Source organism: Serratia sp. EC4 (assembly GCF_059652115.1).
The window spans coordinates 127,619-153,450 of sequence record NZ_JBNIDE010000006.1; the positions used below are offsets into that span (position 1 = coordinate 127,619).

General features: G+C 61.5%; 23 protein-coding genes. 12 read left to right on the forward strand and 11 right to left on the reverse strand.

The window, feature by feature from the left end:
* Positions 1 to 29 precede the first annotated feature (29 nt).
* Positions 30 to 1,958: a methyl-accepting chemotaxis protein gene (locus ACP39K_RS17705; protein ID WP_033639082.1), complete on the forward strand. Its 1,929-nt coding sequence runs from the start codon at positions 30 to 32 to the stop codon at positions 1,956 to 1,958.
* Positions 1,959 to 1,990: 32 nt separating this feature from the next.
* Here the strand turns inward: ACP39K_RS17705 and ACP39K_RS17710 are convergent, their stop codons facing one another.
* A complete protein-coding gene (locus ACP39K_RS17710) occupies positions 1,991 to 2,605 on the reverse strand; it encodes a histidine phosphatase family protein (protein WP_497008730.1) in 615 nt (204 codons plus the stop codon).
* 131 nt (positions 2,606 to 2,736) lie between these two features.
* Between ACP39K_RS17710 and yiiM the strand changes: the two genes are divergently transcribed.
* Both yiiM and ACP39K_RS17720 read left to right on the forward strand, forming a co-directional pair.
* The gene (yiiM, locus tag ACP39K_RS17715) at positions 2,737 to 3,408 is read left to right on the forward strand and encodes a 6-hydroxyaminopurine reductase (protein WP_015376169.1); all 672 of its coding nucleotides are present in this window, start codon (positions 2,737 to 2,739) and stop codon (positions 3,406 to 3,408) included.
* Positions 3,409 to 3,510: 102 nt separating this feature from the next.
* Positions 3,511 to 4,290, forward strand: coding sequence for a class I SAM-dependent methyltransferase (locus tag ACP39K_RS17720; RefSeq protein ID WP_033639084.1), 780 nt, complete (start codon positions 3,511 to 3,513; stop codon positions 4,288 to 4,290).
* 11 nt (positions 4,291 to 4,301) lie between these two features.
* On the opposite strand, the gene ACP39K_RS17725 is transcribed toward ACP39K_RS17720, so the two are convergent.
* Both ACP39K_RS17725 and ACP39K_RS17730 read right to left on the reverse strand, forming a co-directional pair.
* Positions 4,302 to 4,664, reverse strand: a complete 363-nt coding sequence (locus ACP39K_RS17725; RefSeq protein ID WP_147881513.1) for a YibL family ribosome-associated protein — start codon at positions 4,662 to 4,664, stop codon at positions 4,302 to 4,304.
* Positions 4,665 to 4,737: 73 nt separating this feature from the next.
* The gene (locus ACP39K_RS17730; protein WP_497008731.1) at positions 4,738 to 6,204 is read right to left on the reverse strand and encodes an aminotransferase-like domain-containing protein; all 1,467 of its coding nucleotides are present in this window, start codon (positions 6,202 to 6,204) and stop codon (positions 4,738 to 4,740) included.
* Positions 6,205 to 6,345: 141 nt separating this feature from the next.
* Here ACP39K_RS17730 and ACP39K_RS17735 point away from each other — a divergent pair, with 141 nt between their 5' ends.
* A complete protein-coding gene (locus tag ACP39K_RS17735; RefSeq protein ID WP_497008732.1) occupies positions 6,346 to 6,954 on the forward strand; it encodes a LysE family translocator in 609 nt (202 codons plus the stop codon).
* Here the strand turns inward: ACP39K_RS17735 and ACP39K_RS17740 are convergent.
* From ACP39K_RS17740 to ACP39K_RS17770, 7 genes are all read right to left on the reverse strand, one after another.
* On the reverse strand, positions 6,951 to 7,502 hold the full coding sequence (locus tag ACP39K_RS17740; protein ID WP_016929575.1) for an MltR family transcriptional regulator: 552 nt from the start codon (positions 7,500 to 7,502) through the stop codon (positions 6,951 to 6,953). The genes ACP39K_RS17735 and ACP39K_RS17740 overlap by 4 nt on opposite strands.
* Before the next feature lie 94 nt (positions 7,503 to 7,596).
* Entirely contained in the window at positions 7,597 to 8,742 is a 1,146-nt protein-coding gene (locus ACP39K_RS17745) for a mannitol-1-phosphate 5-dehydrogenase (protein ID WP_497008733.1), read from the reverse strand.
* A gap of 58 nt (positions 8,743 to 8,800) precedes the next feature.
* Positions 8,801 to 10,711: a PTS mannitol transporter subunit IICBA gene (locus ACP39K_RS17750; RefSeq protein ID WP_497008734.1), complete on the reverse strand. Its 1,911-nt coding sequence runs from the start codon at positions 10,709 to 10,711 to the stop codon at positions 8,801 to 8,803.
* Between the two features lie 541 nt (positions 10,712 to 11,252).
* On the reverse strand, positions 11,253 to 11,972 hold the full coding sequence (locus tag ACP39K_RS17755; RefSeq protein ID WP_016929578.1) for a DUF3053 domain-containing protein: 720 nt from the start codon (positions 11,970 to 11,972) through the stop codon (positions 11,253 to 11,255).
* A 307-nt stretch (positions 11,973 to 12,279) separates the two neighbouring features.
* Positions 12,280 to 14,349: a glycine--tRNA ligase subunit beta gene (gene glyS / locus ACP39K_RS17760; RefSeq protein ID WP_033639088.1), complete on the reverse strand. Its 2,070-nt coding sequence runs from the start codon at positions 14,347 to 14,349 to the stop codon at positions 12,280 to 12,282.
* A 9-nt stretch (positions 14,350 to 14,358) separates the two neighbouring features.
* Positions 14,359 to 15,276, reverse strand: a complete 918-nt coding sequence (glyQ, locus tag ACP39K_RS17765) for a glycine--tRNA ligase subunit alpha (protein ID WP_004933966.1) — start codon at positions 15,274 to 15,276, stop codon at positions 14,359 to 14,361.
* Between the two features lie 723 nt (positions 15,277 to 15,999).
* A complete protein-coding gene (locus tag ACP39K_RS17770) occupies positions 16,000 to 17,988 on the reverse strand; it encodes an autotransporter outer membrane beta-barrel domain-containing protein (RefSeq protein WP_497008735.1) in 1,989 nt (662 codons plus the stop codon).
* Between the two features lie 196 nt (positions 17,989 to 18,184).
* Between ACP39K_RS17770 and ACP39K_RS17775 the strand changes: the two genes are divergently transcribed.
* From ACP39K_RS17775 to ghrB, 8 genes are all read left to right on the forward strand, one after another.
* The gene (locus ACP39K_RS17775) at positions 18,185 to 18,751 is read left to right on the forward strand and encodes a DNA-3-methyladenine glycosylase I (protein WP_016929581.1); all 567 of its coding nucleotides are present in this window, start codon (positions 18,185 to 18,187) and stop codon (positions 18,749 to 18,751) included.
* On the forward strand, positions 18,748 to 19,200 hold the full coding sequence (locus ACP39K_RS17780; protein WP_028128062.1) for an N-acetyltransferase: 453 nt from the start codon (positions 18,748 to 18,750) through the stop codon (positions 19,198 to 19,200). The genes ACP39K_RS17775 and ACP39K_RS17780 overlap by 4 nt, the downstream gene beginning before the upstream one ends.
* 246 nt (positions 19,201 to 19,446) lie before the next feature.
* Entirely contained in the window at positions 19,447 to 20,109 is a 663-nt protein-coding gene (locus ACP39K_RS17785; protein ID WP_016929583.1) for an OmpA family lipoprotein, read from the forward strand.
* Between the two features lie 124 nt (positions 20,110 to 20,233).
* Positions 20,234 to 21,268, forward strand: a complete 1,035-nt coding sequence (locus ACP39K_RS17790) for a LacI family DNA-binding transcriptional regulator (protein WP_016929584.1) — start codon at positions 20,234 to 20,236, stop codon at positions 21,266 to 21,268.
* A gap of 166 nt (positions 21,269 to 21,434) precedes the next feature.
* Positions 21,435 to 22,187, forward strand: coding sequence for a sugar phosphate isomerase/epimerase family protein (locus ACP39K_RS17795; RefSeq protein ID WP_016929585.1), 753 nt, complete (start codon positions 21,435 to 21,437; stop codon positions 22,185 to 22,187).
* A gap of 7 nt (positions 22,188 to 22,194) precedes the next feature.
* The gene (locus tag ACP39K_RS17800; protein WP_025304772.1) at positions 22,195 to 23,160 is read left to right on the forward strand and encodes a sugar kinase; all 966 of its coding nucleotides are present in this window, start codon (positions 22,195 to 22,197) and stop codon (positions 23,158 to 23,160) included.
* Between the two features lie 140 nt (positions 23,161 to 23,300).
* Positions 23,301 to 24,569 (forward strand): MFS transporter, encoded by a 1,269-nt coding sequence (locus tag ACP39K_RS17805; protein WP_033639091.1) that lies wholly within the window; start codon positions 23,301 to 23,303, stop codon positions 24,567 to 24,569.
* Between the two features lie 73 nt (positions 24,570 to 24,642).
* The gene (gene ghrB / locus ACP39K_RS17810; RefSeq protein ID WP_497008742.1) at positions 24,643 to 25,620 is read left to right on the forward strand and encodes a glyoxylate/hydroxypyruvate reductase GhrB; all 978 of its coding nucleotides are present in this window, start codon (positions 24,643 to 24,645) and stop codon (positions 25,618 to 25,620) included.
* A gap of 1 nt (position 25,621) precedes the next feature.
* Here ghrB and ACP39K_RS17815 read toward each other — a convergent pair whose 3' ends face one another.
* The gene (locus tag ACP39K_RS17815; RefSeq protein WP_019455508.1) at positions 25,622 to 25,774 is read right to left on the reverse strand and encodes a hypothetical protein; all 153 of its coding nucleotides are present in this window, start codon (positions 25,772 to 25,774) and stop codon (positions 25,622 to 25,624) included.
* Positions 25,775 to 25,832 lie beyond the last annotated feature (58 nt).

Genomic DNA, 25,832 nt, shown 5'->3' on the forward strand with positions numbered 1-25,832 from the left:
TGACGTTCGCCCGGAGAAGGAAAAACGCTATGGCGGCATTGCAAGCACTGGCAGGAAAGTTCACTCATCTCACCGTAGGTAAAAAGCTCGGTCTCGGCTTCGCGCTGTTGTTGCTGTTGGCGGTCGTCATCGCCGGCACCGGGGCGCAATATCTGCATATCATCGAATCCCGCGCCGATCGCATCGACTTCAGCAACCGGCTGAACGAGGAGATCAACCAGGCCAAATACAACCGCGCCATGTACGGCCAGACCTACCAGCCGGAGTATCTGCAGAACAACCGCGCCAATATTGAAAATGCCGTCAAGCTGATAGATCAGGGGCAGGCGCTGGACTGGGACGCCCAAAGCCGTAAGGATCTGCAGCGTCTGGTGACGCTGATCGGGGAATATCAACAGCAGCAAAAAGTCTTTGAGCAGGCGGTCACGGCAAAAGACGCGGTGCGCCAGAGCTGGAACATGTCGGAAGTGCAGGCCAGCCTGAGCCAGGTGGAGCGTCAGCTCACCAACGGCGATCTGCAGCTGGCCTTCATCCAGCTTAACCAGAAGCTGACCCAGGTGCGCTACGGCGCGCGCGGTCTGCTGCTGAGCCTGAACAAGGAAACCGAAGCGCCGCTGATGGCGGCCATCGACGACGCGCGCGACGCGGCCAACGCCCTGAGCCGCCGGGTCAGCGACGCGCAGCGCCCGCAGCTGCAACCGCTGCTGGCCGCGCTGGACGATTACAAAAACCGCATCGCGGCCTACCTGCCGGCCTATGAGCACGAACAGCAGATCAGCCGGCAGCTCGGCGAACGCGCGCAAGCGATCGGCACGCTGGTGAACGCCTTTATGCAGGACGAACTGGTGCAGACGCGCAACAACATCAATCTGGCGCAGCTGCAGATGGGCGTCACCACCCTGATCGCCATCATCGCCGGGGTGCTTATCGCCTGGCGCATCACGCTGCAGATCACCCGTCCGCTGCACAGCACGCTAGCCATGGCGGAACGCATCGCCGGCGGCGACCTGCGCCAGGCGCAGACCAGCACCCGCCGCGACGAGCTGGGGCAACTGCTGAACGCAGTGGCGGCGATGAGCCAAAACCTGCGCACCATGATTGAGAAGATCCAGATGGGGGTCAGCCAGGTCTCCACCGCCTCGGCGGAAATCGCCGCCGGCAACACCGATCTCTCCTCCCGCACCGAACAGCAGGCGGCGGCGGTCGAGGAAACCGCGGCCAGCATGGAACAGCTGACCGCCACGGTGAAACAAAACGCCGACAATGCTCATCACGCCAACCAACTGGCCACCGACGCCTCGCAGACCGCACAACAGGGCGGTAAGCTGGTGGAAAACGTGGTCAGCACCATGCGCGATATCTCCAGCAGTTCGCAGCGTATCGCCGAAATTACTACCCTGATTAACGGCATTGCCTTCCAGACCAACATCCTGGCGCTCAACGCCGCGGTGGAAGCGGCGCGCGCCGGCGAACAGGGCCGCGGCTTCTCGGTGGTCGCCAGTGAAGTGCGCAGCCTGGCGAGCCGCAGCGCCCAGGCGGCCAAGGAAATAGAAGGGCTGATCGCCGAATCGGTCAGCCGGGTGAAAACCGGCACTGAGTTGGTGGAAAGCACCGGCAATACCATGGAACAGATCGTCCGTTCGGTCACCCACGTGCGCGACATCATGGCCGAGATCGCCGCCGCCTCCGATGAACAGACGCGCGGCATCGCCCAGATTGGCCAGGCGATCGTCGAGATGGACCACACCACCCAGCAGAACGCCGCGCTGGTGGAAGAGTCCGCCGCCGCCGCCGATTCGCTGGAAGAGCAGGCCGATATGCTGCTGCAGAGCGTTTCGGTGTTCCGCTTGGCGGAACAGACCGAGCCCCTCGCCGCCAAAGCCGCCGCGCCGAAAGCGCCAGCCGTCAAACCCGCGGCCGCCAACGCCGCAGCGGAAGATAACTGGACCACCTTCTGACGCCCTCAGGCGAGGAATATCCGTTCCTCGCCCTATCTTTTTGGCAACAGGTGGGTCGCGACTCCCCAATTCAACAAATTAAAACCAGAGGCGGTCACATCAAACATTGCATAGCCGCAATTGCGATGACCGTATCTGCGAAGGTCCTCCTGCGGGTCGGCCCCTTTAAGCCACCAAATCAGTGCCTGCAGAGCATGGCCGTGCGTAACAACACCAAGCGTTTGATTTTGTCCATCGACAGCCAGATCGGACAGACAAGCCATCAGGCGCCAGGCAACCTCATAAGCATTCTCCCCTCCCGGCGCCGACGCCTCTGCCTTACCGGCAAAGAGGCACCGCGTCGCTTCAGGATAATCGCGCATGGCCTGCGCATAAGATAATCCTTCCAGTCGGCCAAAATCTTGCTCCTGCAAACGCTCATCCATTTGCACAGTGCAGCCACATCGCTCAGCCAACGTCTCCGCTGTCGTAAAAGCCCGACCAGTCGGTGAACTGATCAACGAAGTGACCGATAACATTTGCAAGCGAGCGCCAAGCCCAGCGATTTGACTTCGCCCCTCTTCTGTCAGCGGACTGTCACTTCGCCCCTGAATAATCCCCGAGCGGTTCCATTCTGACTCCGCATGCCTCAATACAATGAAACGCATGGTTTTTTCTCGACGATAAAAGCCTAAATATAGACAGGAAAAACACATCCTTCCGTACAGGTAAACGCCGGGTAGTGTACGAGAACAACTCAGGCTATGCTGAGCCCTCGACGCGAGACACGGAGGCGCACATGCATCACCCAGACGTTTACATCGGCAGCATTCAACCCTATGAGGGCGGGCGCCCCAGCGCCATCGCCAAACGCCAGGTGGATGGTGCCATCCGGCTCACGCCGCTCGGGCTGGAAGGCGACGAACAGGCGGAGAAAAGCTATCACGGCGGGCCGGATCGCGCGCTGTGCCACTACCCGCGCGAGCATTACGCCCACTGGCGCGAGCAGTTTCCGGCGCAGGCGGAGCAGTTTTGCGCCCCGGCCTTCGGCGAGAATATCTCCACCGAAGGGCTGACCGAACACAACGTGTTTATGGGCGACATCTTCCGCTGGGGCGAGGCGCTGATCCAGGTCACCCAGCCGCGCTCGCCGTGCTTCAAGCTCAATTATCACTTCGCCATCGAGGACATTTCGGTGCTGATGCAGCAAAGCGGCCGCTGCGGCTGGCTGTATCGGGTGGTGTCGCCGGGCGCGGTCAGCGGCGATCGTCCGCTGGCGCTGGCGGCGCGCAACAGCGACGTGTCGGTCGCCGAAGCCATCGCCATCGCCTGGCACATGCCGTTCGACGCGGAACAGTATCGCCGTCTGTTGGCGGTGGCCGGCCTCTCCGCCAGCTGGAGCAAGACCATGCTCACACGGCTTGCCGAAGGGCGCCTCGAAGATTTCAACCGCCGCCTGCTCGGCCGTTGAAAACGGCGGCGGAAAGATGAAAAACGTGCGCCGGGTGCCGCGTCAAACATTTTCTTCCGCCTATACTGTAGCCGCACGTTTTTTCAGCCAGGAGCCAGGTATATGACCACCCCGACCCATTCGATTCATCACGCCGCCGCCGAAGGCTATCAGGCCAATGCCGATCGCTATGTGAAAGGCCGGCCGGATTACCCGCCGGAAATCGCCGTCTGGCTGCGTGACGTCATCGGCCTGCACGCCGGCATGACGGTCATCGATCTCGGCGCCGGCACCGGCAAGTTCACCCCGCGCCTGCTGGAAACCGGCGCGCAGGTGATCGCCGTCGAACCGGTGCCGCAAATGCTGGAAAAACTGTCGGCGGCGCTGCCGCAGGTGAAAACGCAGGCGGGCACCGCCGACGCGATCCCGTTGCCGGACGAGTCGGTCGATGCCGTGGTCTGTGCCCAGTCCTTCCATTGGTTCGCCACGCCGCAGGCGCTGGCGGAAATCCAGCGCATTCTCAAGCCCGGCGGCAAACTCGGTCTGGTGTGGAACATGCGCGATGCGCGGGTCGGCTGGGTGCGCAAACTGAATCAGATCGTCGATAGCCACGAAGGCGATGCGCCGCGTTTCTATACCGGCGAATGGCGCAAGTTCTTCCCGTTCAAAGGCTTTGAACCGCTGCAGGAGCAGGTGTTTATGCTGGGCCATCGGGGTGCGGTGGAGGACGTGATCTACAACCGCGTGCGTTCAACCAGCTTTATCGCCGCGCTGCCGCAGCCGCAACAGGAGCAGGTTATCGATCGGTTGCGCCAACTGGTGGCGGAAGAAGAGGAGCTACGGGGCCAGGACACGGTCACCGTGCCCTATCAGACCAAGGCGTATTACACCACCAAGGTCTGACGCCCAGGGGTTCAGAACGCTTTCTTGGCGTAGCCGGTGACCGCTTTCAGGCCCATCTCGCGGCCCAGCGCGGTCATCGGGTGCACCACGATCAACCCGCGCGCGGTTTTCTTCAGCGCGCCCATATCGGCCTGCTCTTTCTTGGTGATCTCGCGGCTGAACGGCAGCTTGCTCAGCTTCTGCGCTTCGGCGCTCAGCTTCTCGCCGCGCACGTTTTTCAGGCGCTCGATCTCCGTCGCCAGTTTCTCTTTCTCTTTGGTGTGCTGCGCGATCAACTCAGGGTTGCCCTGTTGGATCACGGTGGCGTCTTTGTGGTTCAAGGCGTCCAGCAGGTCGCTCAGGCGCTTGATCTCTGCCTTTTCTTTCTCTTTCATGGTCTCTGGCCCGTTGTGCCCAAAATGGCACGCTAATCAATGATACCGGCATTGTAGCAAAAGGCGCGCGCCGTTACCCGTCCTGCGCAATGCCGGGCGGCAAGCCGCTCATCTCGCAGGCCCTGGCGCCGAGCCGGGCCAACGCCTGGGTGTAGCGCGCGTTGAACGGGTAGCAGCAGGAGAGCCGTAGCGCGTTGCGGTAACGCCCGCTGGGCGAATACAGGGTGCCCGGCGTTAAACAGATCTGCTCCTCCAGCAGCTGATGGAACAGCGCCACACTGTCCACGCCAGGGGGGAATTCGACCCAGAACACGAAGCCGCCCGCCGGCTGCGTGGCCAGCGTGCCGCGCGGGAAATGCCGGGCGATCAGCGCCCGCGCCTCGTCGACCTGCGCCGCATAGCGCTTGCGCAGGTTGCGCAAATGGTGATCGTAACCGCCGCTCTCCAGGAAGGTCGCCAGCGTTTCCGACAGCAGCTGCGACTCTGACATCGACGACACCGCCTTCAGCTTGCGCAACGCCTCGTGGAAGCGGCCGCCGCAGACCCAGCCGACGCGAAAATCCGGCGCCAACGTTTTGGTAAAGCTGGAGCAAAACAGCACCCAGCCGTCGCGATCGAACGCCTTCACCGCCGGCGACAGCGCGCCGCCGAACTGGATCTCGGCATACAGCCCATCTTCAATCAACGGCACCTGATGATCGTTCATCAGCCGCGCCAGCCGCTTTTTCGCCGCCAGCGGCATGGTGCAGCCCAGCGGGTTTTGCACCGTCGGCATGGCGATCACCGCGTTCAGCCGCTGCTCGTTCAATAGCAGCTCGAGCGCGTCCAGCGACAGTCCCAACTGCGGATCGGTGGGGATTTCCAGCGCTTTCAGCCCCAGGCTGGCCAGCAGCGGCAGCAGATAGAAGTAGGTTGGCGACTCCAGCCCGACGCAGTCACCCGGTTTGGTGGTGACGCGCAGCGCCAGCTGCAGCGCCTCCATGCAGCCATGGGTCAGCACCACGTCGCCCGGCTCCAGCAGCATGCCCAGCGTCATCGAGCGACGGGCGATCTGCTGACGCAGCCTCAGGCTGCCGGGCGGCAACGGATACTGCCCGATCAGATCCGGCTGGCGGCGCAGCTGAGAAGACAGCATGCGCCCCAACTTGCCACCGGGATAAAAGTCGCTGGTCTGCGGGCAAGCCAACGCAATGTTGGTGAAGGCCGGGTTTTGCTGGGCGGCAAACACGGTGTCGATCAGCGCCAGCACGTCGTCCGCCGGCGGTTCGATGCGCCCGCAGGGCGCCGAGGCCATCTTCAGCGCCGGCAGCGTGCTGCGGACATAAAACCCCGACTGCGGTCGCGCCTCGATCAACCCGCGATCCTCCAGCGTGCGGTAAGCCGACACCACGGTATTGATGCTGACGCGATGGGTTTGCGCACAGCGCCGCACCGAAGGCAAGCGGTCGCCGGGCTGCAGCGTGCCGCGGCGAATGGCTTCGGCCAACGTGTCCGCCAGCTGCAGGTAACGGGTATCCGGGGTTTCATCGAGCAGGGTCACAGTTTCTCTCCAGGCAATGGGTACAGTTTACATTTTGTACAACTGTAACCATGACAATATCCGATTTGTGGTTCTGTCACCATCCCATTGCAGCGATTATGCTGATCTCTCGTCATCACCGTCATTTTCAAGGAACCTGCCATGCTGGACTCCGCCTTTGTCAGCTACGTCACCGTCATGTCGATCACCCCCGGCCCCAACAACCTGCTGCTGGCCTCGTCGGGCGTCAACTTCGGCCTGCGCCGCACCCTGCCGATGCTGTTTGGCATCTGCATCGGTTGTGCGGTACAGCTGGCGATCATTATCCCGCTGCTGGCGCTGGCGCTGAGCTGGGCCGGCGTCATCCGCCTGCCGCTGGCGGTGATCGGCTGCGCTTATCTGCTGTGGCTGTCATGGAAACTGTTCCAGGCGGCCTCGCCGGACGCCAAAGAGCAGGCGCAGCCGATGAGCCTGCTCAACGGCGCGCTGTTTCAGGCGGTCAACCCCAAGGCCTGGCTGATGGTGATCAACGTGGCGATCCTGTTCACCCCGCGCGAAGGCGCCACCTTCGTCCATACGCTGTCGGTCATCGCCGGTTTCGCGCTGCTGAACTTGCCGTGCGTGCTGCTGTGGGCGGTGCTGGGCGACCGGTTGCGCAACGCGCTGCGAGTGACCTGGAAACTGCGCGCCTTCAACGGCGTGATGTCCGGGCTGATGGCCGCCACCGCGCTGTGGCTGTTGTTCGACGAGTGGCGCGCGGCCTTTGCCTAGCCGCGGCCGAGAGGAGAAAGCCGGGAGGGTTGCTTGGCGCCGATGCCGGCGATCAGATCGGTAATGGACAGCACCATGGTGGAGCGCACCATCTGCTGATAGCGCTGGCGCTGCATGGCGATCAGCGCTTCATCCGCCTCGCCCGGCTGCAGGAAAGTCGGCACCGGCGGCAGCGCGGCCACACAGTGCAGCTCGCCGAACGGCCCGAGTATTTCGTCGTCGACGAAGCGGTATTCCGACCCGTCGTGGTTCAGCTCTTCGCGCATCGCCATCAGCAGTTCGGCGTCTTCATATTCGTGGCGGGAAATCACCCCCAGGCCGTACATCAGCTTCAGGCGCACCGACAGCTCCCCCAGAGGGCCGCTGCCGGACAATAGCGGTTCGACGGCATATTTCACCGCGTAGTCATCCTTGCGGAATACCTGCACCACCAGCACGTTGAGCGCTTCCGCCAGCAGCTCTACCGCCGCGATCAGGAAGCTGCGCACCGTTTTGCCCGCGTTCAGCTTTTCCAGAACCTGGTTTTCAAATGCCTGTGCTTCTTCCATCGTCGCTTTTCGAAAGGCGTGGGGAGGGCCGTCGATGCCGAACTCGGGTTCCAGGAGCGCAGCAAGCTGCGCTCGGGTGTTCATCATCACGATTCTACTTGTGCATGGCGTTATACACAGCAACGGCCTCTTCTACAACCTCGCTTTCCGCCGGCAGGCCGGAAATTTGCGCCAGCGCGGCTTTCGGCCCGAGCGTATTCAGCAATTCCGCCAACTCCAACGCCTGCGGATCCTGTTCGCTGCGGTAACTCATGGCGGCGGCGATGCCCTGGATCAGGTTGGCATGCGGCAGGCCGTATTCCAGCGTGCCCAGCAGCGGTTTGATCAGGCGATCGCCGGCGCTCAGTTTGCGCAGCGGCTGGCGCCCCACGCGCTCGACGTCATCGTGCAGATGCGGGTTTTCGAAGCGGCCGAGAATTTTGTTGATGTAGGCGGCGTGCTTGTCGGCGTCGAAGCCGTAGCGTTTGATCAGCACCGCGCCGCTCTCTTCCATCGCCCCTTTCACCACCCGGCGGATCGCCGGATCGAGAATGGCGTCGCGAATGGTTTGCAGCCCGGCCCGTTGGCCGAGGTAGGCGGTGATCGCGTGGCCGGTGTTGAGGGTGAACAGCTTGCGCTCGACGAAGGCCATCAGGTTGTCGGTCAGCTCCATGCCGGCGATCGCCGGAGGCTGGCCTTTAAACTGCGTCTGATCGACGATCCATTCGCTGAAGGTTTCCACCGTCACTTCCAGCGGATCGCTGCTGTCCGCCGGCGGCACGATGCGATCGACCGCCGAATCGACGAAGCCGACATGCTGCTCAACCCATGCCTGCTCGTCCTGCGGCAGCGCGGCGAACACATGCTGCTTCAGCTGGCTGGTGCCGCGTACCATGTTCTCGCAGGCGATGATGTTCAGCGGCTGCACATTGCCCTGCTGATGGCGCAGCACCAGTCCTTTGGCGATCGTGCCGGCGATTTTGGCGAGAATTTGCGGACCCACGGCGGTGGTCACCAGATCCGCCTCGGCGATCAGCGCCACCGCGGCTTCGCCGCCGCTGTTGACGGCGCTGACGTTGGTGACGTTCTCCACGCGCTCTTGCTCGCCCACCACGTGCACCGAGTAGCTTTTTCGGCTGTTCAGCAGATCCAGCACCGTTTGATTGACGTCGGCGAAGGTCAGCTCAACGCCCGCGTCCGCCAGCAGCTTGCCGATAAAACCGCGGCCGATGTTCCCTGCGCCAAAATGTAATGCTTTCATAACTCTACCTTCTTAATGTCGAAGGGTGCAGCAAGCTGCACCCTTTAAAATGATTCTGTTATCCGGCTTTTTTGCCGCCGAGCAGGTCCAGCACTTCCTGAACGCTGGTGGTATTCGCCAGCCGCTCGATCACGCTCTCGTCATCCAGCGCGTTGGTCAGGCTGGTGATCACCTGAATATGCTCGTTGTTGCGCGCGGCGATGCCGATCACCAGGCGCGCCACTTCGTCCTCTTCATCGCCGAAGCGCACGCCCTGCGGGTACTGGCAGAACACCACGCCGGTGCGCAGCACCCGGTCTTTAGCCTCGATGGTGCCGTGCGGCACGGCGATCGACTCGCCCAGGTAGGTGGACGTGAGCTTTTCGCGCTCCAGCATCGCCGGCACGTATTCCGGCTCAACGTAGCCGCCCTTCACCAGTTGCTCGCCGGCGAAGCGGATCGCCTGCTCTTTGTCACTGGCCTGCAGATTGAGGAACACGTTGCTTTCGCTCAGCTTGAACAGATTCGGCTCACCGGCTTCGACGCTGTCATCCAGCGCCTTCTGCTGGTTGTCGCTGGTTTGGTTGGCCGCCAGCAAACGCTCGACCAGATCGCTGTACAGCTTGCTGTCGAGGAAGTTGGTCAGCGAGATGTGCTGGGCCTGCGGCGCGTGGCGCATCGCGCGCTCGGTCAGATCGCGGTGCGTGATGACCAGATCCACATCGTCCGGCAGGCTGTTGATGGCGCTGTTGGTCACCGAGATGTTCTTCAGCCCGGCGTCCGCCACTTTCTTGCGCAACACCCCGGCGCCCATGGCGCTGGAACCCATGCCCGCATCGCAGGCGACGATGATTTTGCGCACGGTGCTCAGATCGCCGTCGACCGACGCTGGCGCCGCTGCGCCGCCTTTGGACTGCGATTTCATCTCTTGCATGCGGCGGGTCGCGGCTTCCAGATCGTCATCCTCTTTCACTTTGGAGGTTTTCAGCAGGAAAGCAGACACCACGAAGGAGACGGCAAAGGCTGCGCACACCGCCGCAATGTTGGCGAAGTAGGCGCCTTTCGGAGTCATCGCCAGCACCGCCAGGATCGAACCCGGGGAAGCCGGAGAAACCAGGCCGCCGTTCAGCATCGTCAGGGTGAATACGCCGGTCATGCCGCCCAGGATCACCGCCAGCAGCAGACGTGGATTCATCAGCACGTAAGGGAAGTAGATTTCGTGGATGCCGCCCAGGAAGTGAATGATCGCCGCACCGCCGGCGGATTGCTTGGCGCTGCCGCGGCCGAAGAACATGTAGGCCATCAGCACGCCCATGCCCGGGCCTGGGTTGGCTTCAATCAGGAAGAACACCGACTTGCCGGCTTCCGTGGCCTGCTGGATACCCAGCGGCGAGAAGATGCCGTGGTTGATGGCGTTGTTCAGGAACAGGATTTTCGCCGGTTCAACGAAGATGGACGCCAGTGGCAACAGGTTGTTCTTCACCATCACGTGCACGCCCGCCGCCAGCAGCTTGGAGAGCACCTCCACCAGCGGCCCGATGCCCAGGAAAGCCAGGATTGCCAGCAGCATGCCGATGATGCCGGCGGAGAAGTTGTTCACCAGCATTTCAAAGCCGCTTTTGATCTTGCCGTCCACCCAGCGGTCGAAATGCTTGATAGCCCAGCCACCCAGCGGGCCGGCGATCATCGAGCCGAGGAACATCGGCATGTCGGCGCCGACGATGACGCCCATGGTGGTGATGGCGCCGACCACGCCGCCGCGCTCGCCACCCACCAGCCGCCCGCCGGTGTAGCCGATCAGCAGCGGCAGCAGATAGGTGATCATCGGGCCGACCAGCTTGGCTAAGGTTTCATTCGGCAGCCAGCCGGTTGGAATGAATAGCGCGGTGATAATCCCCCAGGCGATAAAGGCGCCGATGTTGGGCATCACCATGTTGCTCAGGAAGCGGCCAAAGTTTTGCACTTTAACCTTGATGTCTGGTGAAAACATAAAACACACCCCTATTGTTACGCGCTGACAATAGAGCGCGTGATTATTGTTGTGACGATCCAGCCGTGTTGCCGCTGTATGCGAAACGGACTCTATCACGCTGTTTTTGTCACGCGAACTTCACGAATTTTTTGTGATACAAGTCACACACAACACCCCAACAAACCCTCATTTATAGTGATAAAGATCACACTTATGACGTGTAAAAAAAGCACAGTGAGAAAAAAACCGCCCAAAAATCGACAATAAAGTGATAACAGTCACATTTTTAACTTGGTGATTTGTTTTTAAATTGTGATAAACATCACAATTTATTTTTGACTGCAGCGCCCGATCGCGACGCTCTGTTTGATCTTCCCTGTGAGCACTCATCCCGCCGGGAACTAGCGAAGTGATGAATGAAAGAAAACTACATTGCCGAATGAATGAGTTAATTGAAGTGTAGTACAGAAGCCTGCGCAATAAACCAGCAAGCTATTGGAAACGCTGAGGGGAAATAAAGCAGGCCGGCAATGCCGGCCTGTAGATCGTCGTAGGCGCGTTATTGCGTCACGCTTTGAATGGCTTTCTGCGCATTCACCAGGTTCTGCTGTTTGGCCACCAGATTCGACATCATGGTGTTGTACTGCGCCACCTGCTGCGCAGTACGGAACTGCACGCCGTTGTTGTTGAAGCTGACCTGATTGCCCTGGCTCTGCAGGAAATCGCCAACCTGCACCAGATCCTGCACAAAGCTGGCGGTGGTCGGGATCGCCGGCATCAGGGCGTTGGCCGGCGCGGTGACGATTTTGTCATAGGCCTGGTTGTACACCGCCTTCAGATCGTCGGGCTGTTTCAACGCCGCGCGGGCGGTATCCGCCTGCGACTTGGCGGACTGGATCTGCTGGCCCAGCAGGTTCAACGCCCCGACCGATTGCTGCAGCGCATCGCGTTTGTTCAGATAGTCCTGTGCGGTGCGGATCTGGTTAATCTGATCCAGCGCCGGGGTCAGGCTGGCGCCGACCGACTTGGACAACTGCTGTGAAAAGCCGACCAAAATCGCGTAATCGCCGGCATAGTTGCCGAACTTCTGCTTCTGGTCTTCGCTCAGCGTGGGGATATTCGCCCCGCTGCGCATCACGGTATTCTGTAAGTAATCGATAAATGCTTTGCGCTGTTCCGGCTCTTTATCGCCGCAGGCGGTCAATTGCATGACCACCAACAATGCCAATACCGGTGCCAACCAACGCGCGAAACCTCTGCTCTGGATCCCTACCGCCATGTGACATAACTCCTGTTATAAACCTGCTTTTTCATTGGACTCCGCCCCTTTTTCCGCACTCCGTGCGCCTATAAGAATAGATCAACTGGCGGCGTTCCGATACGCGATTCCGTTTGCGGTGAACATTGTCTCGGCCGGAGGCGGTTGAACATCGTGCGCAAAACGCACTGAGGTTCATTGCCGTCGGCGACCGGACGCTTCAATTTCCCCAAGTCGCCCCCCAAGTCGCCAGGCGACCTTGCCTTCGCACCCAGGAAACGGAAATAAAAAAGGCGCCCGCAGGCGCCTTTTCACAGCACACAGCCGTTTACTGCAGTACGGAGATATCCGCCACCTGCAGGAACAGTTCACGCAATTTGCTCAGCAGCGTCAGGCGATTCACGCGCACTTCCGCATCGTCCGCCATCACCATCACGTTGTCGAAGAACGCATCCACCGGCTCACGCAGCGCAGCCAGTTCCACCAGCGCTTCCTGGTAGTTGCCCGCCGCGAAGTACGGCTGCAGCTTGTCGCGCAGCACCACCAGGTGGGTCGCCAACTGGATCTCCGCCGCGTCCTTCAGCACCGAAGCGCGCACGCTGTCGTTCAGCGTTTCGGTAGACTTCGCCAGAATGTTGGAGACGCGTTTGTTGGCCGCAGCCAACGCCGCCGCTTCGTCCAGCGTGCGGAAGTGGGATACCGCCTTGACGCGCGCGTCGAAGTCGGCCGGTTTGGTCGGACGGCGCGCCAGCACCGCCTGAATGGTATCGACGGCGTGGCCTTCTTCCTGATACCAGGCGCGGAAGCGGCCCAGCATGAATTCCACCACCTCGTCGACCACCTTGGCGTTGGTCAGCTTGCTGCCGTACAGGCGCACGGCCTCTTCGGTCAGGGTCTGCAGATCCAGCGGCAGGTTTTTCTCGACGATGATGCGCAACACGCCCAGCGCGGCGCGGCGCAGCGCGAACGGGTCTTTATCGCCTTTCGGATGCTGCCCGATGCCGAAAATGCCGGCCAGGGTATCCATCTTGTCGGCGATCGCCAGCGAGCAGGCCACCAGCGACTGCGGCAGCGCATCGCCGGCGTAGCGCGGCTGATACTGCTCGTTCAGCGCAACGGCGACGTCTTCCGCCTCACCGTCGTGGCGCGCGTAGTGCATGCCCATCACGCCCTGGGTGTCGGTGAATTCGAACACCATGTTGGTCATCAGGTCGCACTTCGACAGCAGGCCCGCACGGGTGGCGTGGTTGACGTCGGCGCCGATCTGGCCGGCAACCCAGCCCGCCAGCGCCTGAATGCGATCGGTCTTGTCGCGCAGGGTGCCCAGCTGCTGTTGGAACAGCACGGTTTCCAGGCGCGGCAGATTGTCTTCCAGGCGTTTCTTGCGATCGGTGTTGAAGAAGAACTCGGCATCGGCCAGGCGCGGACGCACCACCTTCTCGTTGCCGGAAATGATCTGCTGCGGGTCTTTCGACTCGATGTTGGCCACAAAGATAAAGTTCGGCAGCAGTTTGCCCGCGGCGTCGTACACCGGGAAATACTTCTGGTCGCCCTTCATGGTGTACACCAGCGCTTCCGCCGGCACCGCCAGGAATTTTTCTTCGAATTTGGCGGTCAGCACCACCGGCCATTCCACCAGCGAGGCCACTTCTTCCAACAGGCTGTCGCTCAGATCGGCCTTGCCGCCAATCTTCTGCGCCGCCAGTTCGGCGTCGCGTTTGATGAGGGCTTTACGCGCTTCGTAGTCGGCGACCACTTTGCCGCGCTCCAGCAGGATCTGCGGGTATTGGTCGGCGTTATCGAGGGTGAACTCGGCTTCGCCCATGAAGCGGTGGCCGCGCACGGTGCGCGCAGAGTCGATGCCCAGCACGGTGCCCGGGATCAGATCGGCGCCCAGCAGCATCGTAACGGTGTGCACCGGACGCACGAACTGCACGTCGGAGTCGCCCCAACGCATCAGTTTCGGGATCGGCAGTTTAGCCAGCGCGGTGCTGACCATGCCGGCCAGCAGTTGTTGCGCCGACTGGCCTTTGACGTGGGCGCGGTACATCAACCACTCGCCCTTGTCGGTCACCAGGCGTTCAGCCTGATCGACGGTGATGCCGCAGCCGCGCGCCCAGCCTTCGGCCGCTTTGCTCGGTTTGCCTTCGGCGTCGAACGCCTGGGCGATCGCCGGGCCGCGTTTTTCAATTTCGCGATCGGCCTGCGCCGCGCTCAGGTTGGCCACTTTCAGCGCTAGGCGGCGCGGTGCGGCGAACCAGCTCACTTCACCGTGTTCCAGGCCGGCGTTGTCCAGTTCGGCGGTGAAGTTGGCGGCGAAAGATTCCGCCAGGGAACGAAGCGCCTTCGGCGGCAGCTCTTCCGTGCCGATTTCCACCAGGAAAGTCTGTTGAGTCATGGCTGCCTCTTAGTTCTCGTTCTTCTTGTTGCACATCGGGAAGCCCAGCGCTTCGCGGGAAGCGTAGTAGGCTTCGGCAACGGCTTTGGTCAGCGTGCGGATGCGCAGAATGTAGCGTTGACGCTCGGTCACCGAAATCGCCTTGCGCGCGTCCAGCAGGTTGAAGGTATGGCCCGCCTTCAGGATGCGTTCATAGGCCGGCAGCGGCAGCGGTTTTTCCAGCGCCAGCAGCGATTGGGCTTCTTTCTCGTACTGCTCGAAGCAGGAGAACAGGAAGTCGACGTCGGCGTATTCGAAGTTGTAGGTGGACTGCTCCACTTCATTCTGATGGAACACGTCGCCGTAGGTGGTGACGCCCAGCGGGCCGTTGCTCCACACCAGATCGTACACGCTGTCCACGCCCTGGATGTACATCGCCAGACGCTCCAGACCGTAGGTGATCTCGCCGGTCACCGGCTTGCACTCCAGGCCGCCGACCTGCTGGAAGTAAGTGAACTGCGTCACTTCCATGCCGTTCAGCCACACTTCCCAACCCAGGCCCCAGGCGCCGAGCGTCGGGTTTTCCCAGTTGTCTTCCACGAAGCGAATGTCGTGGATGGTCGGATCCAGACCCAGCTCTTTCAACGAGCCCAGGTAGAGTTCCTGAATGTTGTCCGGCGATGGCTTAATCACCACCTGGAACTGGTAGTAGTGCTGCAGACGGTTCGGGTTTTCACCGTAGCGGCCGTCGGTCGGGCGGCGAGATGGCTGCACATAGGCGGCGGCCATCGGCTCCGGCCCCAGTGCGCGCAGGCACGTCATCGGGTGTGAGGTTCCCGCGCCGACTTCCATGTCCAATGGTTGAACGATGGTGCAGCCCTGGCGCGCCCAATAATCCTGCAGTGTCAGGATCAGGCCCTGGAAGGTCTTGGTATCAAACTTTTGCATGTTGAATTCGCACGCGATACAAGTGGATTTAGATGGAATGCGCCAGTATACCCTTTGACCGTAAGATATACAGCCAGAATCCGGCAACAAGTGCGAATCGGGGTGAGAAACGCTGGATTTTCACGCATCGGGCACAGCGGGAAAGACAACGCGTCTGCCGGTCCCCTCGCCGTCCAGAAAAACACACCCGGCACACACATTAGAAACATTTAACAAAAACATCACTCACCGCCGTTTAAATAATCAATTAGCTGAACGCTATTTCCCCCTTCATCGATTAAATTTATGCTGATTTACGTGCGCATATCCTTATATTTCCCACGAGATAAAGTTGCGCCAATGTTATTTTTGTTAATTTTATCAACTAAAAAACTCCCCTCATCGAGAGATAATGTGATCAAGTGCCAGATTATTTCTTATTATCGTGAAAAATAAGGTGATATCGCGCGGCGTGCCGACGCGCAGGGCATGGGAGGAACGGCCAGGGATGAAATACGGCGCTAACGGGCCACAGAAACAAATTGACAGTTAATCTTTGGTTATACAATAATAAATAAAATTTTCCCTGGTGTTGGCCAAGTGGCTACCTGATCCTTTCATAGGATCAGTTTTTTTTTGTCTTTCCGCCAACCTCATTGCGGCCCGCATAATTTCCCCAGGCCGCCTTCCGCATAAATCCCTTATCAGACCTTATGGCTTATCTTGAGCGCGCCGATGGCCAATTCAAAAACGCGCGCTGACGCCGACGTTATACATAAACTGCTCGCCGCTGCTCAGCCCGCCGGTTTGCGAGACGGTGGCGAAGGCCGATACCTGGTCCGTCAACGGCATGTTGGCCCCCAACGTGACATCCACCCAATTTTTGTCCTGGCCCGCACTGTCGCGGGTGAACGAGGTTTGCGTCGATTTCAGGCCGCCGCCGGCGCGGTAGACGTCGTCACCGAACTGGTGCTGATAACTCACCTCCGCATAAGGGTTAAACACGCCGAATTGCGTATCCAGCCGCCAACCCAACGCACCGATCTGCGAGTGGTAGGTTTGATCGTTGAAGCGCATGGCGGTGCTGTCATCGCTGTCTTCGCTGTAGCCGGAAACGCGGCTGTAGTCCCAGGCGAACTGCGCCACCGGTCCGGTAGTCAGGTAAGAGGCGATCGGGAAGTCATAGCCGGCGGTCACGCGCGCGCCCCACTGCCTGCCGGTGGTCGAACCGGTTTCGGTGCGCGTCAGCGGCCCCAGCCGCATGCTGCGGCGGATGTCGTCATAATCCATCGTCGCATAGTGCAGATCGGCGTTGACCCAGCCGTGCTCGAAGATCGCCAGTGAACTGAAAGCCGACAGCAGCAGCCCGCGCGCCTTGTAATCAAAGCGGCTGGAAGGATGCTGATCGTCGTTGGAACCGGCGATCAACGCGCCGATCAACCAGCTGTCGGTCAGCTGATAGTCCACGCCGACGGTCAGGTTGTGGGTGGTGGCGTTGCCGTCCCCCGCGGCCCGGTTATCGGCATAGTCGTAGTGCTGGCCGGCGTAACCGCCGAACACCCCCAGCGAACCCTGCGGGTTGTCGCCGTTGCGCAGCTGCTGGAAGCGGCTGTCGAGCGTGGCGCGGCTGTCGCGCGCCATCGCCGCCGTCGCCTGATTCAGCGCCACCACCTGCGCCGGACCATCCAATACCGCCTGGATATAATCCGCAATCAGCAGGTGCGCCTGTGGGCTGGGGTGGAAATGGTCGGAGAACAGATAGGACTGGCCGGCGTCGAAGCCGGGCATGTCGGAACGGCAGACCGCCGAGGAAACGCCCGGCGGGCAAGCCATGCCGGCGGTGTTGGCGAAGCCGAACTGCGCCGGATTGGCGATCGCTTCGGCGAACAGCTTGTTGACGTCCACCCGCACGATATTGCCGCTCCCCTGCGCCAGCAAACGGTCTTCGCTTTGATTATAGAGATCGGTCAGTTGAGCGGCCTGCGTGCTCAGGCCGTCATACGCCGCGATAAGCTGCGCGGCGATCGCCTGCTGCACCTGAGGAATGGCGCTGCCCTGCTTCGCCGCAGCGGTCAACGCCGCGTGGATCGCCTGCGTGCGTGAAGCGTTGTCCGGCGTCGCCACCGAACTAAGCGTGGCATAGGCCGCCTGGATCGCCGCCCCCTGCACCGGTGACAGCGCCTGTTGAATGATCAATTCCATCAGCTGCGGCGTGGAGCCGATGTTCGGCACCGTCGGCACGATCACCGTGCCGGCGCCGGCGTTCAGCAGCGAATGCACTTGCGCCGCCGCCGCCGCGGCGCTGTTATAGGCCACGCCGGGCGCGGTAGCGGCATTCAGCGCTGCCGCCGCCAGGTCGTTGCCGCCGATCCAATGAATATACAAACCGTCGCCGTCGGCCTGGCCATTGACCCGGTTCAGGTAACGCTGCACCTGCTCCTGGGTGTTGTCGGCCAGGTTCAGGCCCGGCACCGCCACCGCGCCGCCGGCGGCGTAGTTCTCACCGCCATTGTCCGAAGCCACCAGCGCCGCCCCGATGCGTTGCGCCAATGCTTCGTCGTACAGCAGGTGCTGGCTGCCGTCATAGGTGAACCGGCCGTTGTTGCCGGTATCGCTCAGGCTGTCGCCAAAGACGTAGAGTTGATCGTACGCCTGAGCCGGAAGGGTCACACTGCAAAGCAACGCCACTGCAAGCGCCGCCGGGCGGGGCATGCACGTTATTTTTAAAGGCATGGATCGACTCCTGAGAGCCTGCAAATGAAGGCCATGTCGTTTTTATCGCTGGTCAGTTTTCCACCGGCCATGTAGTAACTATTGTCGGCTTTTTCGTCACGTCAAGCGGGCCGATGACAAAACAATCAGAGGCTTGCCAAGTTCGGCGCTTCGAGCGATGATTACTGTTCATAAACACAGCATAAGGACATTCAGGATGGCAGACGAACGTTGCGGTTGGGTGACGGCCGATCCGTTGTATCTCGAGTATCACGACAAGGAATGGGGCGCGCCCACCACCGACGCGCGCGAGCTGTTTGAAATGTTGTGCCTCGAGGGGCAGCAAGCCGGCCTTTCCTGGATCACCGTCCTGAAAAAGCGCGAGAACTACCGCCGCGCTTTCCACGATTTCGATCCGCGGCGTGTCGCCGCCATGACCGAACAAGACGTGGAAAACCTGCTGCAGGACAGCGGCATCATCCGCCACCGCGGCAAGATAGAAGCCATCATCACCAACGCCAAGGCCTATCTGGCGATGGAGGCGGCCGGGGAGAATTTCGTTACCTTCATTTGGGACTTCGTCGGCGGCCGGCCGCAGCTTAACCGCTGGCAAGCGCTGAACCAGGTGCCGGCCAAAACCGAGCAGTCCGACGCCATGTCCAAGGCGCTGAAAAAGCGCGGCTTCAAGTTTATCGGCTCCACCATCTGTTACGCCTTCATGCAGGCCAGCGGGCTGGTGAACGATCATCTCACGGGGTGCATGTGTTACCCAAAGCCACGGTGATCCGCCCCTGTGGCCCGGAGGATATCGAACGGCTGATGGCGCTGTGGCTGCCCAGCACCATCGCCGCCCATCCGTTCGTGGCGGAAAAATACTGGCGTGAGAGCGCCGCGTTGGTGCGGGAAAACTACCTGCCGCGCGCGCAAAGCTGGGCCTGCTGGCATGACGACGAAATCGTCGGCTTTATCAGCGTGCTGGACGAGCAGTTCATCGGCGCGCTGTTTGTCGATCGGGCGTTTCACGGCCGCGGCGTCGCCCAGGCGTTGATGACGCACGTACAGCAGCGCTATCGTCGGCTCAGCCTGGAGGTGTATCAGCAAAACCTGCGCGCCTGCGCGTTTTACCACAAGCACGGTTTTCAGGTAACGCAACGCCTGTTTAACGACGAAACCCAGGCCTATACGCTGATCATGAACTGGCCGGCAATCGAGAATTCAACCGGTTACGGTTAAAAAAGGCGCATTCGCGCCCTGGCGGCGCGCAATTAGGAATCCGCTGCATGGCGCCGCCCGGCGTTTTGTCGCATAACTCCCCCAGCACTTACCCGCGCTCATCATTTGTCACGTTTTTCTCCGGAACTGCCGGCGAGCCAACGCGTCATAGTAGCGCGGTGATGCGGGCCCCACCTGCGTCGCCTACTTTTTGCGCCCCCGTGTTGGGCCGGCGCGTACAGAATTGATGCCATTAAGGACAAGAACATGAAAAAACGCATTGCAATTATTGCCGGCGCAGTGAGCGTCGCGCTCACGCTGTCAGCCTGTACCACCAACCCTTACACCGGCGAATCCGAAGTCGGCAAATCCGGCATCGGCGCGGGCCTCGGCGCCGCACTGGGCGCCGGCGTCGGCGTGCTGTCCTCTTCCAAGAAAGATCGCGGCAAGGGCGCGCTGATCGGCGCAGCGGCCGGTGCAGCCCTCGGCGGCGGCGCAGGCTATTACATGGACGTGCAGGAAGCCAAGCTGCGAGACAAGATGAAAGGCACCGGCGTCAGCGTCACCCGTCAGGGCGACAACATCGTGCTGAACATGCCGAACAACGTGACCTTCGACAGCAGCAGCGCCACGCTGAAACCGGCGGGCGCCAACACCCTGACCGGCGTCGCCATGGTGCTGAAAGAGTATCCGAAAACCGCGGTCAACGTGGTCGGCTACACCGACAGCACCGGTTCCCGCTCGCTCAACATGAACCTGTCGCAGCAGCGCGCCGACGGCGTAGCCAGCGCGCTGATCACCCAGGGCGTGGCGGCGAACCGTATCCGCACCACCGGCGCCGGCCCGGACAACCCGATCGCCTCCAACAGCACCGCGGAAGGCAAGGCGCAAAACCGCCGCGTCGAGATCACCCTCAGCCCGCTGCAGTAATCCCGTGCGGGGCGCCACCTGCGCCCCGCCGCTTCCTCCCGACTTTCTCCTTATCCTTCAATATTCCCGCTCGCACATCGGGTATGGTAGTCTCCTTGGCAATTAACCGCAGGAGGGATCGGCTGTGAGCACAGGCAAGGCAACGCGCGCCTCAGGACGCGCCACCATCAGCGATGTGGCCAGCATCGCCAAAACCGGCAAGACCAGCGTGTCGCGCTATCTGAATGGTGAACAGCACCTGCTTTCCGACGATCTCAAACAGCGCATCGAACAGGCTATCCAGCAGCTCGACTACCGGCCAAGCCAGATGGCGCGCAGCCTGAAGGGCGGCCAGACCCGCCTGATCGGCCTGATCCTCGCCGATATCACCAACCCCTATTCAGTGGACGTGATGCGCGGCATCGAGGCCGCCTGCCGTCAACACGGTTTTACCCTGCTGGTGTGTAACACCAACAACGAAGTCAATCAGGAACAGCACTACCTGCAGCTGCTCAGCAGTTACCGGGTGGAAGGCATTGTGGTCAACGCGGTCGGCATGCGCGAGGAAGCGTTATCCACGCTGCAACAGTCGATGCTGCCGATGGTGCTGATCGACCGCAAAATCCCCGACTTCGCCTGCGATGTGGTGGGCCTGAACAACCGCGAAGCCGCCACCGTCGCCACCGAACACCTGTTGCAACAAGGTTTCGAAGCGATCCTGTTCCTCAGCGAGCCGCTCGGTACGGTCAATACCCGCCTGGAACGCCTGCACGCCTTCAGGCATACCATGGCGCAGCACCCCGCGCTGTTGGCGGAGCAGGCCGAAACGCCGCTCAACGATCGGCAGAAACTGGAGCAGGTGCTGAGCGATTTCAGCGGCCGCCACCGCGGCATGCGCAAGGCGGTGATCTCCGCCAACGGCGCCCTGACGCTGCAGGTGGCGCGCGCCATGCGTCGGCTCGGCATCCAGTGGGGCAACGACATCGGCCTGCTGGGCTTCGACGAGCTGGAGTGGGCGGAACTGGCGGGCGTCGGCATCACCACGCTGAAACAGCCCACCTACCAAATGGGGCACGCGGCGCTGGAGCGGCTGGTGCAGCGCATTCAGGGCCTGGCCGCCCCCAGCGGCGAGCAGATGTTCTCCGGCGAGCTGATCGTCCGAGGCTCCACCACCCGCTAACCCGCCTTTTCCGGGGCCGTTGACCGCCCCGCCCTCGCCGGCTGTTTTTTGCTCAGCTTCGTGATTGCGATCATATTTTTACACTCTGCCGCTTTTCGCTGGAACCGGTTCCATTTAACGTACCGGTAACAGCAGCGGCGGCGACAATGCCGCCTCAGGAGTCAAAATGAAAACAGAAATCATCGTGGTCACCGGCGCCTACGGCACCGATACCGTCAAACAACACGGCGGCCAGCGCGCGCTGTTGCCCCTCATCGCCGGCGCGGGCGCCGACGGAGTGGAGATCCGCCGCGAACTGTTCACCGCCGGCGAGCTGGACAGCCTGCCGGCGCTGGCGCAAGAGATCGATCGCCAGCAGCTTTTCGCCGTCTACTCCGCCCCTGAGGCGCTGTTCACCCCGCAACATACGCTGAACCCCAACCTGCCGGCGCTGCTGGCGGAAGCGCAGACGCTGAATGCGCGCCAGCTGAAGCTGTCCCTCGGCCATTTCCGCCCCGGCTTCGATTTTACCGAGCTGAAAGTGGCGCTGGAGCAACACCCGGTCAAGCTGGTGGTCGAGAACGACCAAACACCGGACTGCGGCATTTTGTCGATGCTGAACGCCTTTTTCCACGCCGCGGAAGATAGCCACCTGCCGGTCAGCATGACCTTCGATATGGCCAACTGGCTGTGGGTGGGGCAAGACGCCTTCGCCGCCGCCGAACGCCTGGCCCGCCACGTCGGTTACGTGCACGTCAAAGCCGCCACCCAAGGCCCGCGCGGCTGGCGCGCCATCGCGCTGGACGATACCGACGGCAGCTGGCGCGACCTGCTGGCCCGCCTGCCGCACGATGTGCCGCGCGGTATCGAATTCCCGTTGCAGGGCGATGACCTGGAAGCCGTCACCCGCCATTACGTCAATATCTTGCGTGCGGAGTAACTCCATGATGACAACGTTAACGGCAACGACGGCGCAGCAGGCGCCCCTGGATGTGGTCACGCTGGGTGAAGCCATGGCGATGTTCGTAGCGGCGCAAACCGGCGACTTGGCGGAGGTGGAAACCTTCACCAAACGCATCGCCGGCGCCGAACTGAACGTGGCGATCGGCCTGGCGCGTCTGGGCATGAACGTCGGCTGGGTCAGCCGCGTCGGCAACGATTCATTCGGGCGCTTCACCCTGCAGCAGTTGAAAAAGGAAGGCATCAATTACCGGCAGGTGACGGTCGACGGCCACTACCCCACCGGTTTTCAGGTGAAATCCAAAACCACCGATGGTACCGATCCCAGCGTGGAATACTTCCGCAAGGGCTCGGCGGCCAGCCACCTGTCGATTGCCGATTTTAACCGCGAGTATTTCGGTTCCGCGCGCCACCTGCACCTGAGCGGCGTGGCGGCGGCGCTGTCCAGCGAATCGCTGGCGCTGTGCCACCATGCGGCGCGCGAGATGCGCGCCATGGGCAAAACCATTTCGTTCGACCCCAATCTGCGCCCGGTGCTGTGGCCCAGCCGCGAGGTGATGATCGAGCAGCTGAACCAGCTGGCGTTCGCCGCCGACTGGGTGCTGCCGGGGCTGAAAGAAGGGCAGATCCTCACCGGCCAATCGACGCCGGAAGGCATCGCCGATTTCTATCTGGAACGCGGCGTGCAGGCGGTGATCATCAAAACCGGCCCGGACGGCGCCTGGTTTAAAACCGCCGCCGGCGATAAGGCGGCGGTAGCCGCGGTCAAGGTCGACAACGTAGTGGATACCGTCGGCGCCGGGGACGGCTTTGCCGTCGGCACCCTCAGCGCCCTGCTGGAAGGCAAAACGCTGATACAGGCGGTGCAGCGCGGCAACAAAATCGGCTCGCTGGCGATCCAGGCCATCGGCGACAGCGAAGGCCTGCCGACCCGTGCGGCGCTGGCCGAATAACAATAAAAAAAACGACTTCTCCGCATGACGTCAGCCTCTGGCCCTACAACCGGGACGCGTCGGGAGAGCATCTGCCCCTTTGTCTTTCACGCCCAGCGTGCCGTGCGAAGGGGATGCAACACCACTGAAGGATACTGAACATGAATAAAGCGACTGTCGCGGCCAAACGCTGGTGGTACATCATGCCCATCGTGTTTATCACCTACAGCCTGGCCTATCTCGATCGCGCCAACTTCAGCTTCGCCTCTGCCGCCGGCATCAATGAAGATCTCGGCATCACCAAGGGCATGGCCTCGCTGTTGGGCGCGCTGTTTTTCCTCGGTTATTTCTTCTTCCAAATTCCCGGCGCCATCTACGCCGAACGCCGCAGCGTCAAAAAATTGATCTTCTGGTGCCTGATCCTGTGGGGCGGTTGCGCCTCGCTGACCGGCGTGGTCAGCAATATCCCGATGCTGGCCGCCATCCGCTTTATTCTCGGCGTGGTGGAAGCGGCGGTGATGCCGGCGATGCTGATCTACATCAGCAACTGGTTCACCAAATCGGAACGGTCACGCGCCAATACCTTCCTGATCCTCGGCAACCCGGTGACGGTACTGTGGATGTCGGTGGTGTCAGGCTACCTGATCCACGCCTTCGGCTGGCGCGAAATGTTTATCATCGAGGGCATTCCGGCGGTTATCTGGGCGTTCTGCTGGTGGGTGCTGGCGAAAGACAAACCGGCGCAGGCCGGCTGGTTGAGCGCCGATGAGAAACAGGCGCTGCAACAGCAGCTGGACGAAGAGCAGAAAGGCATCAAGGCCGTGCGCAACTACGGCGAAGCCTTCCGCTCACGCAACGTGATCCTGTTGTGCGTGCAGTACTTCGCCTGGAGCATCGGCGTGTACGGCTTCGTGCTGTGGCTGCCTTCCATCCTGCGCAGCGGCATGCAGATGGGCATGGTGGAAGCCGGCTGGCTGTCGGCGGTGCCTTACCTGGCGGCAACCATCGCCATGATCGTCGTCTCCTGGGCGTCGGACAAAATGCAAAACCGCAAGCTGTTCGTCTGGCCGCTGCTGCTGATCGGCGCGCTGGCGTTCTTCGGATCTTACGCCGTCGGCGCCAACCACTTCTGGATCTCCTACGGCCTGCTGGTGGTCGCCGGCGCTGCGATGTATGCCCCTTATGGGCCGTTCTTCGCCATCATTCCGGAAATGCTGCCGAAAAACGTCGCCGGCGGCGCCATGGCGCTGATCAACAGCATGGGTGCGCTGGGTTCGTTCTTCGGTTCGTGGTTCGTCGGCTATCTGAATGGCGCCACCGGCAGCCCGGCGGCCTCTTACATGTTTATGGCCATCGCACTGGTGGTGGCGGTGGTGCTGACGCTGATCGTCAAGCCCGCCCGCAACGAGATCCAGCCGCAATTGGCTTGATCCGGTTATACTTTTTCTCTGTTAACCCAACCGGGGGGGCGCCATGCCCCCTTTGGCTCAGCTGGAGTTCGTGATGAAGCCTTCTATCGTATTGTACAAAAGCCTGCCCGCCGATCTACGTGAACGTCTGGAACAGCACTTCACCGTGCACGCCTTCAACGGCCTGCAGCCGGAGAACCGCGACGAACTGCGCCAGGCGCTGCAGCAGGCCGAAGGGATCATCGGTTCCGGCGGTAAAATTGACGAAGCCTTCCTGCAGCAGGCGCCCAAACTGCGCGCGGCCTCGACCGTTTCCGTCGGCTACGACAACTTCGACGTCGAGGCGCTCAACGCCCATAACGTGCTGCTGATGCATACCCCGACGGTGCTGACCGAAACCGTCGCCGACACCATCATGAGCCTGGTGCTGGCGACCGCGCGCCGGGTGGTGGAAGTGGCGGAGCGGGTGAAGGCCGGCGAATGGCACGGCAGCATCGGGCCGGACTGGTTCGGCGTCGACGTGCACCACAAAACCATCGGCATCCTCGGCATGGGGCGCATCGGCCTGGCGCTGGCGCAGCGCGCGCACTTCGGCTTCGGCATGCCGGTGCTCTACAACGCCCGCCGCACGCACGAAGAGGCGGAACAGCGCTTCAACGCGCGCCGCTGCGATCTGGATACCCTGCTGGCCGAATCGGATTTCGTTTGCATCACGCTGCCGCTGACCGAACAAACCTTCCACATGATCGGCCGCGAACAGCTGGCGAAGATGAAGCAAAGCGGCATTCTGATCAACGCCGGCCGCGGGCCGGTGGTGGATGAGCAGGCGCTGATCGAAGCGCTGCAAAACGGCGTGATCCACGCCGCCGGGTTGGACGTGTTCGAGAAAGAGCCGCTGCCGGCCAATTCGCCGCTGCTCAGCATGCCGAACGTGGTGGCGTTGCCGCACATCGGTTCCGCCACCCATGAAACGCGCTACGGCATGGCCGCCTGCGCGGTGGATAATTTGATCGCCGCGTTGACCGGCACGGTGAAAGAAAACTGCGTCAACCCGCAGCTGTTGCGGAAATAACTCAGCGCGGCCGGTGGTCTGCGGATAACCGGCCGTGTTGCTCTTCCTGCTGCGGCGCGAACAGCGCCTGCAGCTGATGTTCTTCGGCGAAGTGCTGCAATTCGGCATCCTGAATTGCCTGAACGATCTCTTCTCGCCAGTTTTTGTCCGTCATCGCTAACCTCCTTTGATGTTCATCGTTTAATCTGCCGCAGCGCGCGCGCAAAGCCAAG

Coding starts and splice junctions, on each gene's coding strand:
- ACP39K_RS17705 (WP_033639082.1), top strand. CDS start 30: ATGGCGGCATTGCAAGCACTGGCAGGAAAGTTCACTCATCTCACCGTA.
- ACP39K_RS17710 (WP_497008730.1), bottom strand. CDS start 2,605: ATGCGTTTCATTGTATTGAGGCATGCGGAGTCAGAATGGAACCGCTCG.
- yiiM (WP_015376169.1), top strand. CDS start 2,737: ATGCATCACCCAGACGTTTACATCGGCAGCATTCAACCCTATGAGGGC.
- ACP39K_RS17720 (WP_033639084.1), top strand. CDS start 3,511: ATGACCACCCCGACCCATTCGATTCATCACGCCGCCGCCGAAGGCTAT.
- ACP39K_RS17725 (WP_147881513.1), bottom strand. CDS start 4,664: ATGAAAGAGAAAGAAAAGGCAGAGATCAAGCGCCTGAGCGACCTGCTG.
- ACP39K_RS17735 (WP_497008732.1), top strand. CDS start 6,346: ATGCTGGACTCCGCCTTTGTCAGCTACGTCACCGTCATGTCGATCACC.
- ACP39K_RS17740 (WP_016929575.1), bottom strand. CDS start 7,502: ATGGAAGAAGCACAGGCATTTGAAAACCAGGTTCTGGAAAAGCTGAAC.
- ACP39K_RS17745 (WP_497008733.1), bottom strand. CDS start 8,742: ATGAAAGCATTACATTTTGGCGCAGGGAACATCGGCCGCGGTTTTATC.
- ACP39K_RS17750 (WP_497008734.1), bottom strand. CDS start 10,711: ATGTTTTCACCAGACATCAAGGTTAAAGTGCAAAACTTTGGCCGCTTC.
- ACP39K_RS17755 (WP_016929578.1), bottom strand. CDS start 11,972: ATGGCGGTAGGGATCCAGAGCAGAGGTTTCGCGCGTTGGTTGGCACCG.
- glyS (WP_033639088.1), bottom strand. CDS start 14,349: ATGACTCAACAGACTTTCCTGGTGGAAATCGGCACGGAAGAGCTGCCG.
- glyQ (WP_004933966.1), bottom strand. CDS start 15,276: ATGCAAAAGTTTGATACCAAGACCTTCCAGGGCCTGATCCTGACACTG.
- ACP39K_RS17770 (WP_497008735.1), bottom strand. CDS start 17,988: ATGCCTTTAAAAATAACGTGCATGCCCCGCCCGGCGGCGCTTGCAGTG.
- ACP39K_RS17775 (WP_016929581.1), top strand. CDS start 18,185: ATGGCAGACGAACGTTGCGGTTGGGTGACGGCCGATCCGTTGTATCTC.
- ACP39K_RS17785 (WP_016929583.1), top strand. CDS start 19,447: ATGAAAAAACGCATTGCAATTATTGCCGGCGCAGTGAGCGTCGCGCTC.
- ACP39K_RS17795 (WP_016929585.1), top strand. CDS start 21,435: ATGAAAACAGAAATCATCGTGGTCACCGGCGCCTACGGCACCGATACC.
- ACP39K_RS17800 (WP_025304772.1), top strand. CDS start 22,195: ATGACAACGTTAACGGCAACGACGGCGCAGCAGGCGCCCCTGGATGTG.
- ACP39K_RS17805 (WP_033639091.1), top strand. CDS start 23,301: ATGAATAAAGCGACTGTCGCGGCCAAACGCTGGTGGTACATCATGCCC.
- ghrB (WP_497008742.1), top strand. CDS start 24,643: ATGAAGCCTTCTATCGTATTGTACAAAAGCCTGCCCGCCGATCTACGT.
- ACP39K_RS17815 (WP_019455508.1), bottom strand. CDS start 25,774: ATGACGGACAAAAACTGGCGAGAAGAGATCGTTCAGGCAATTCAGGAT.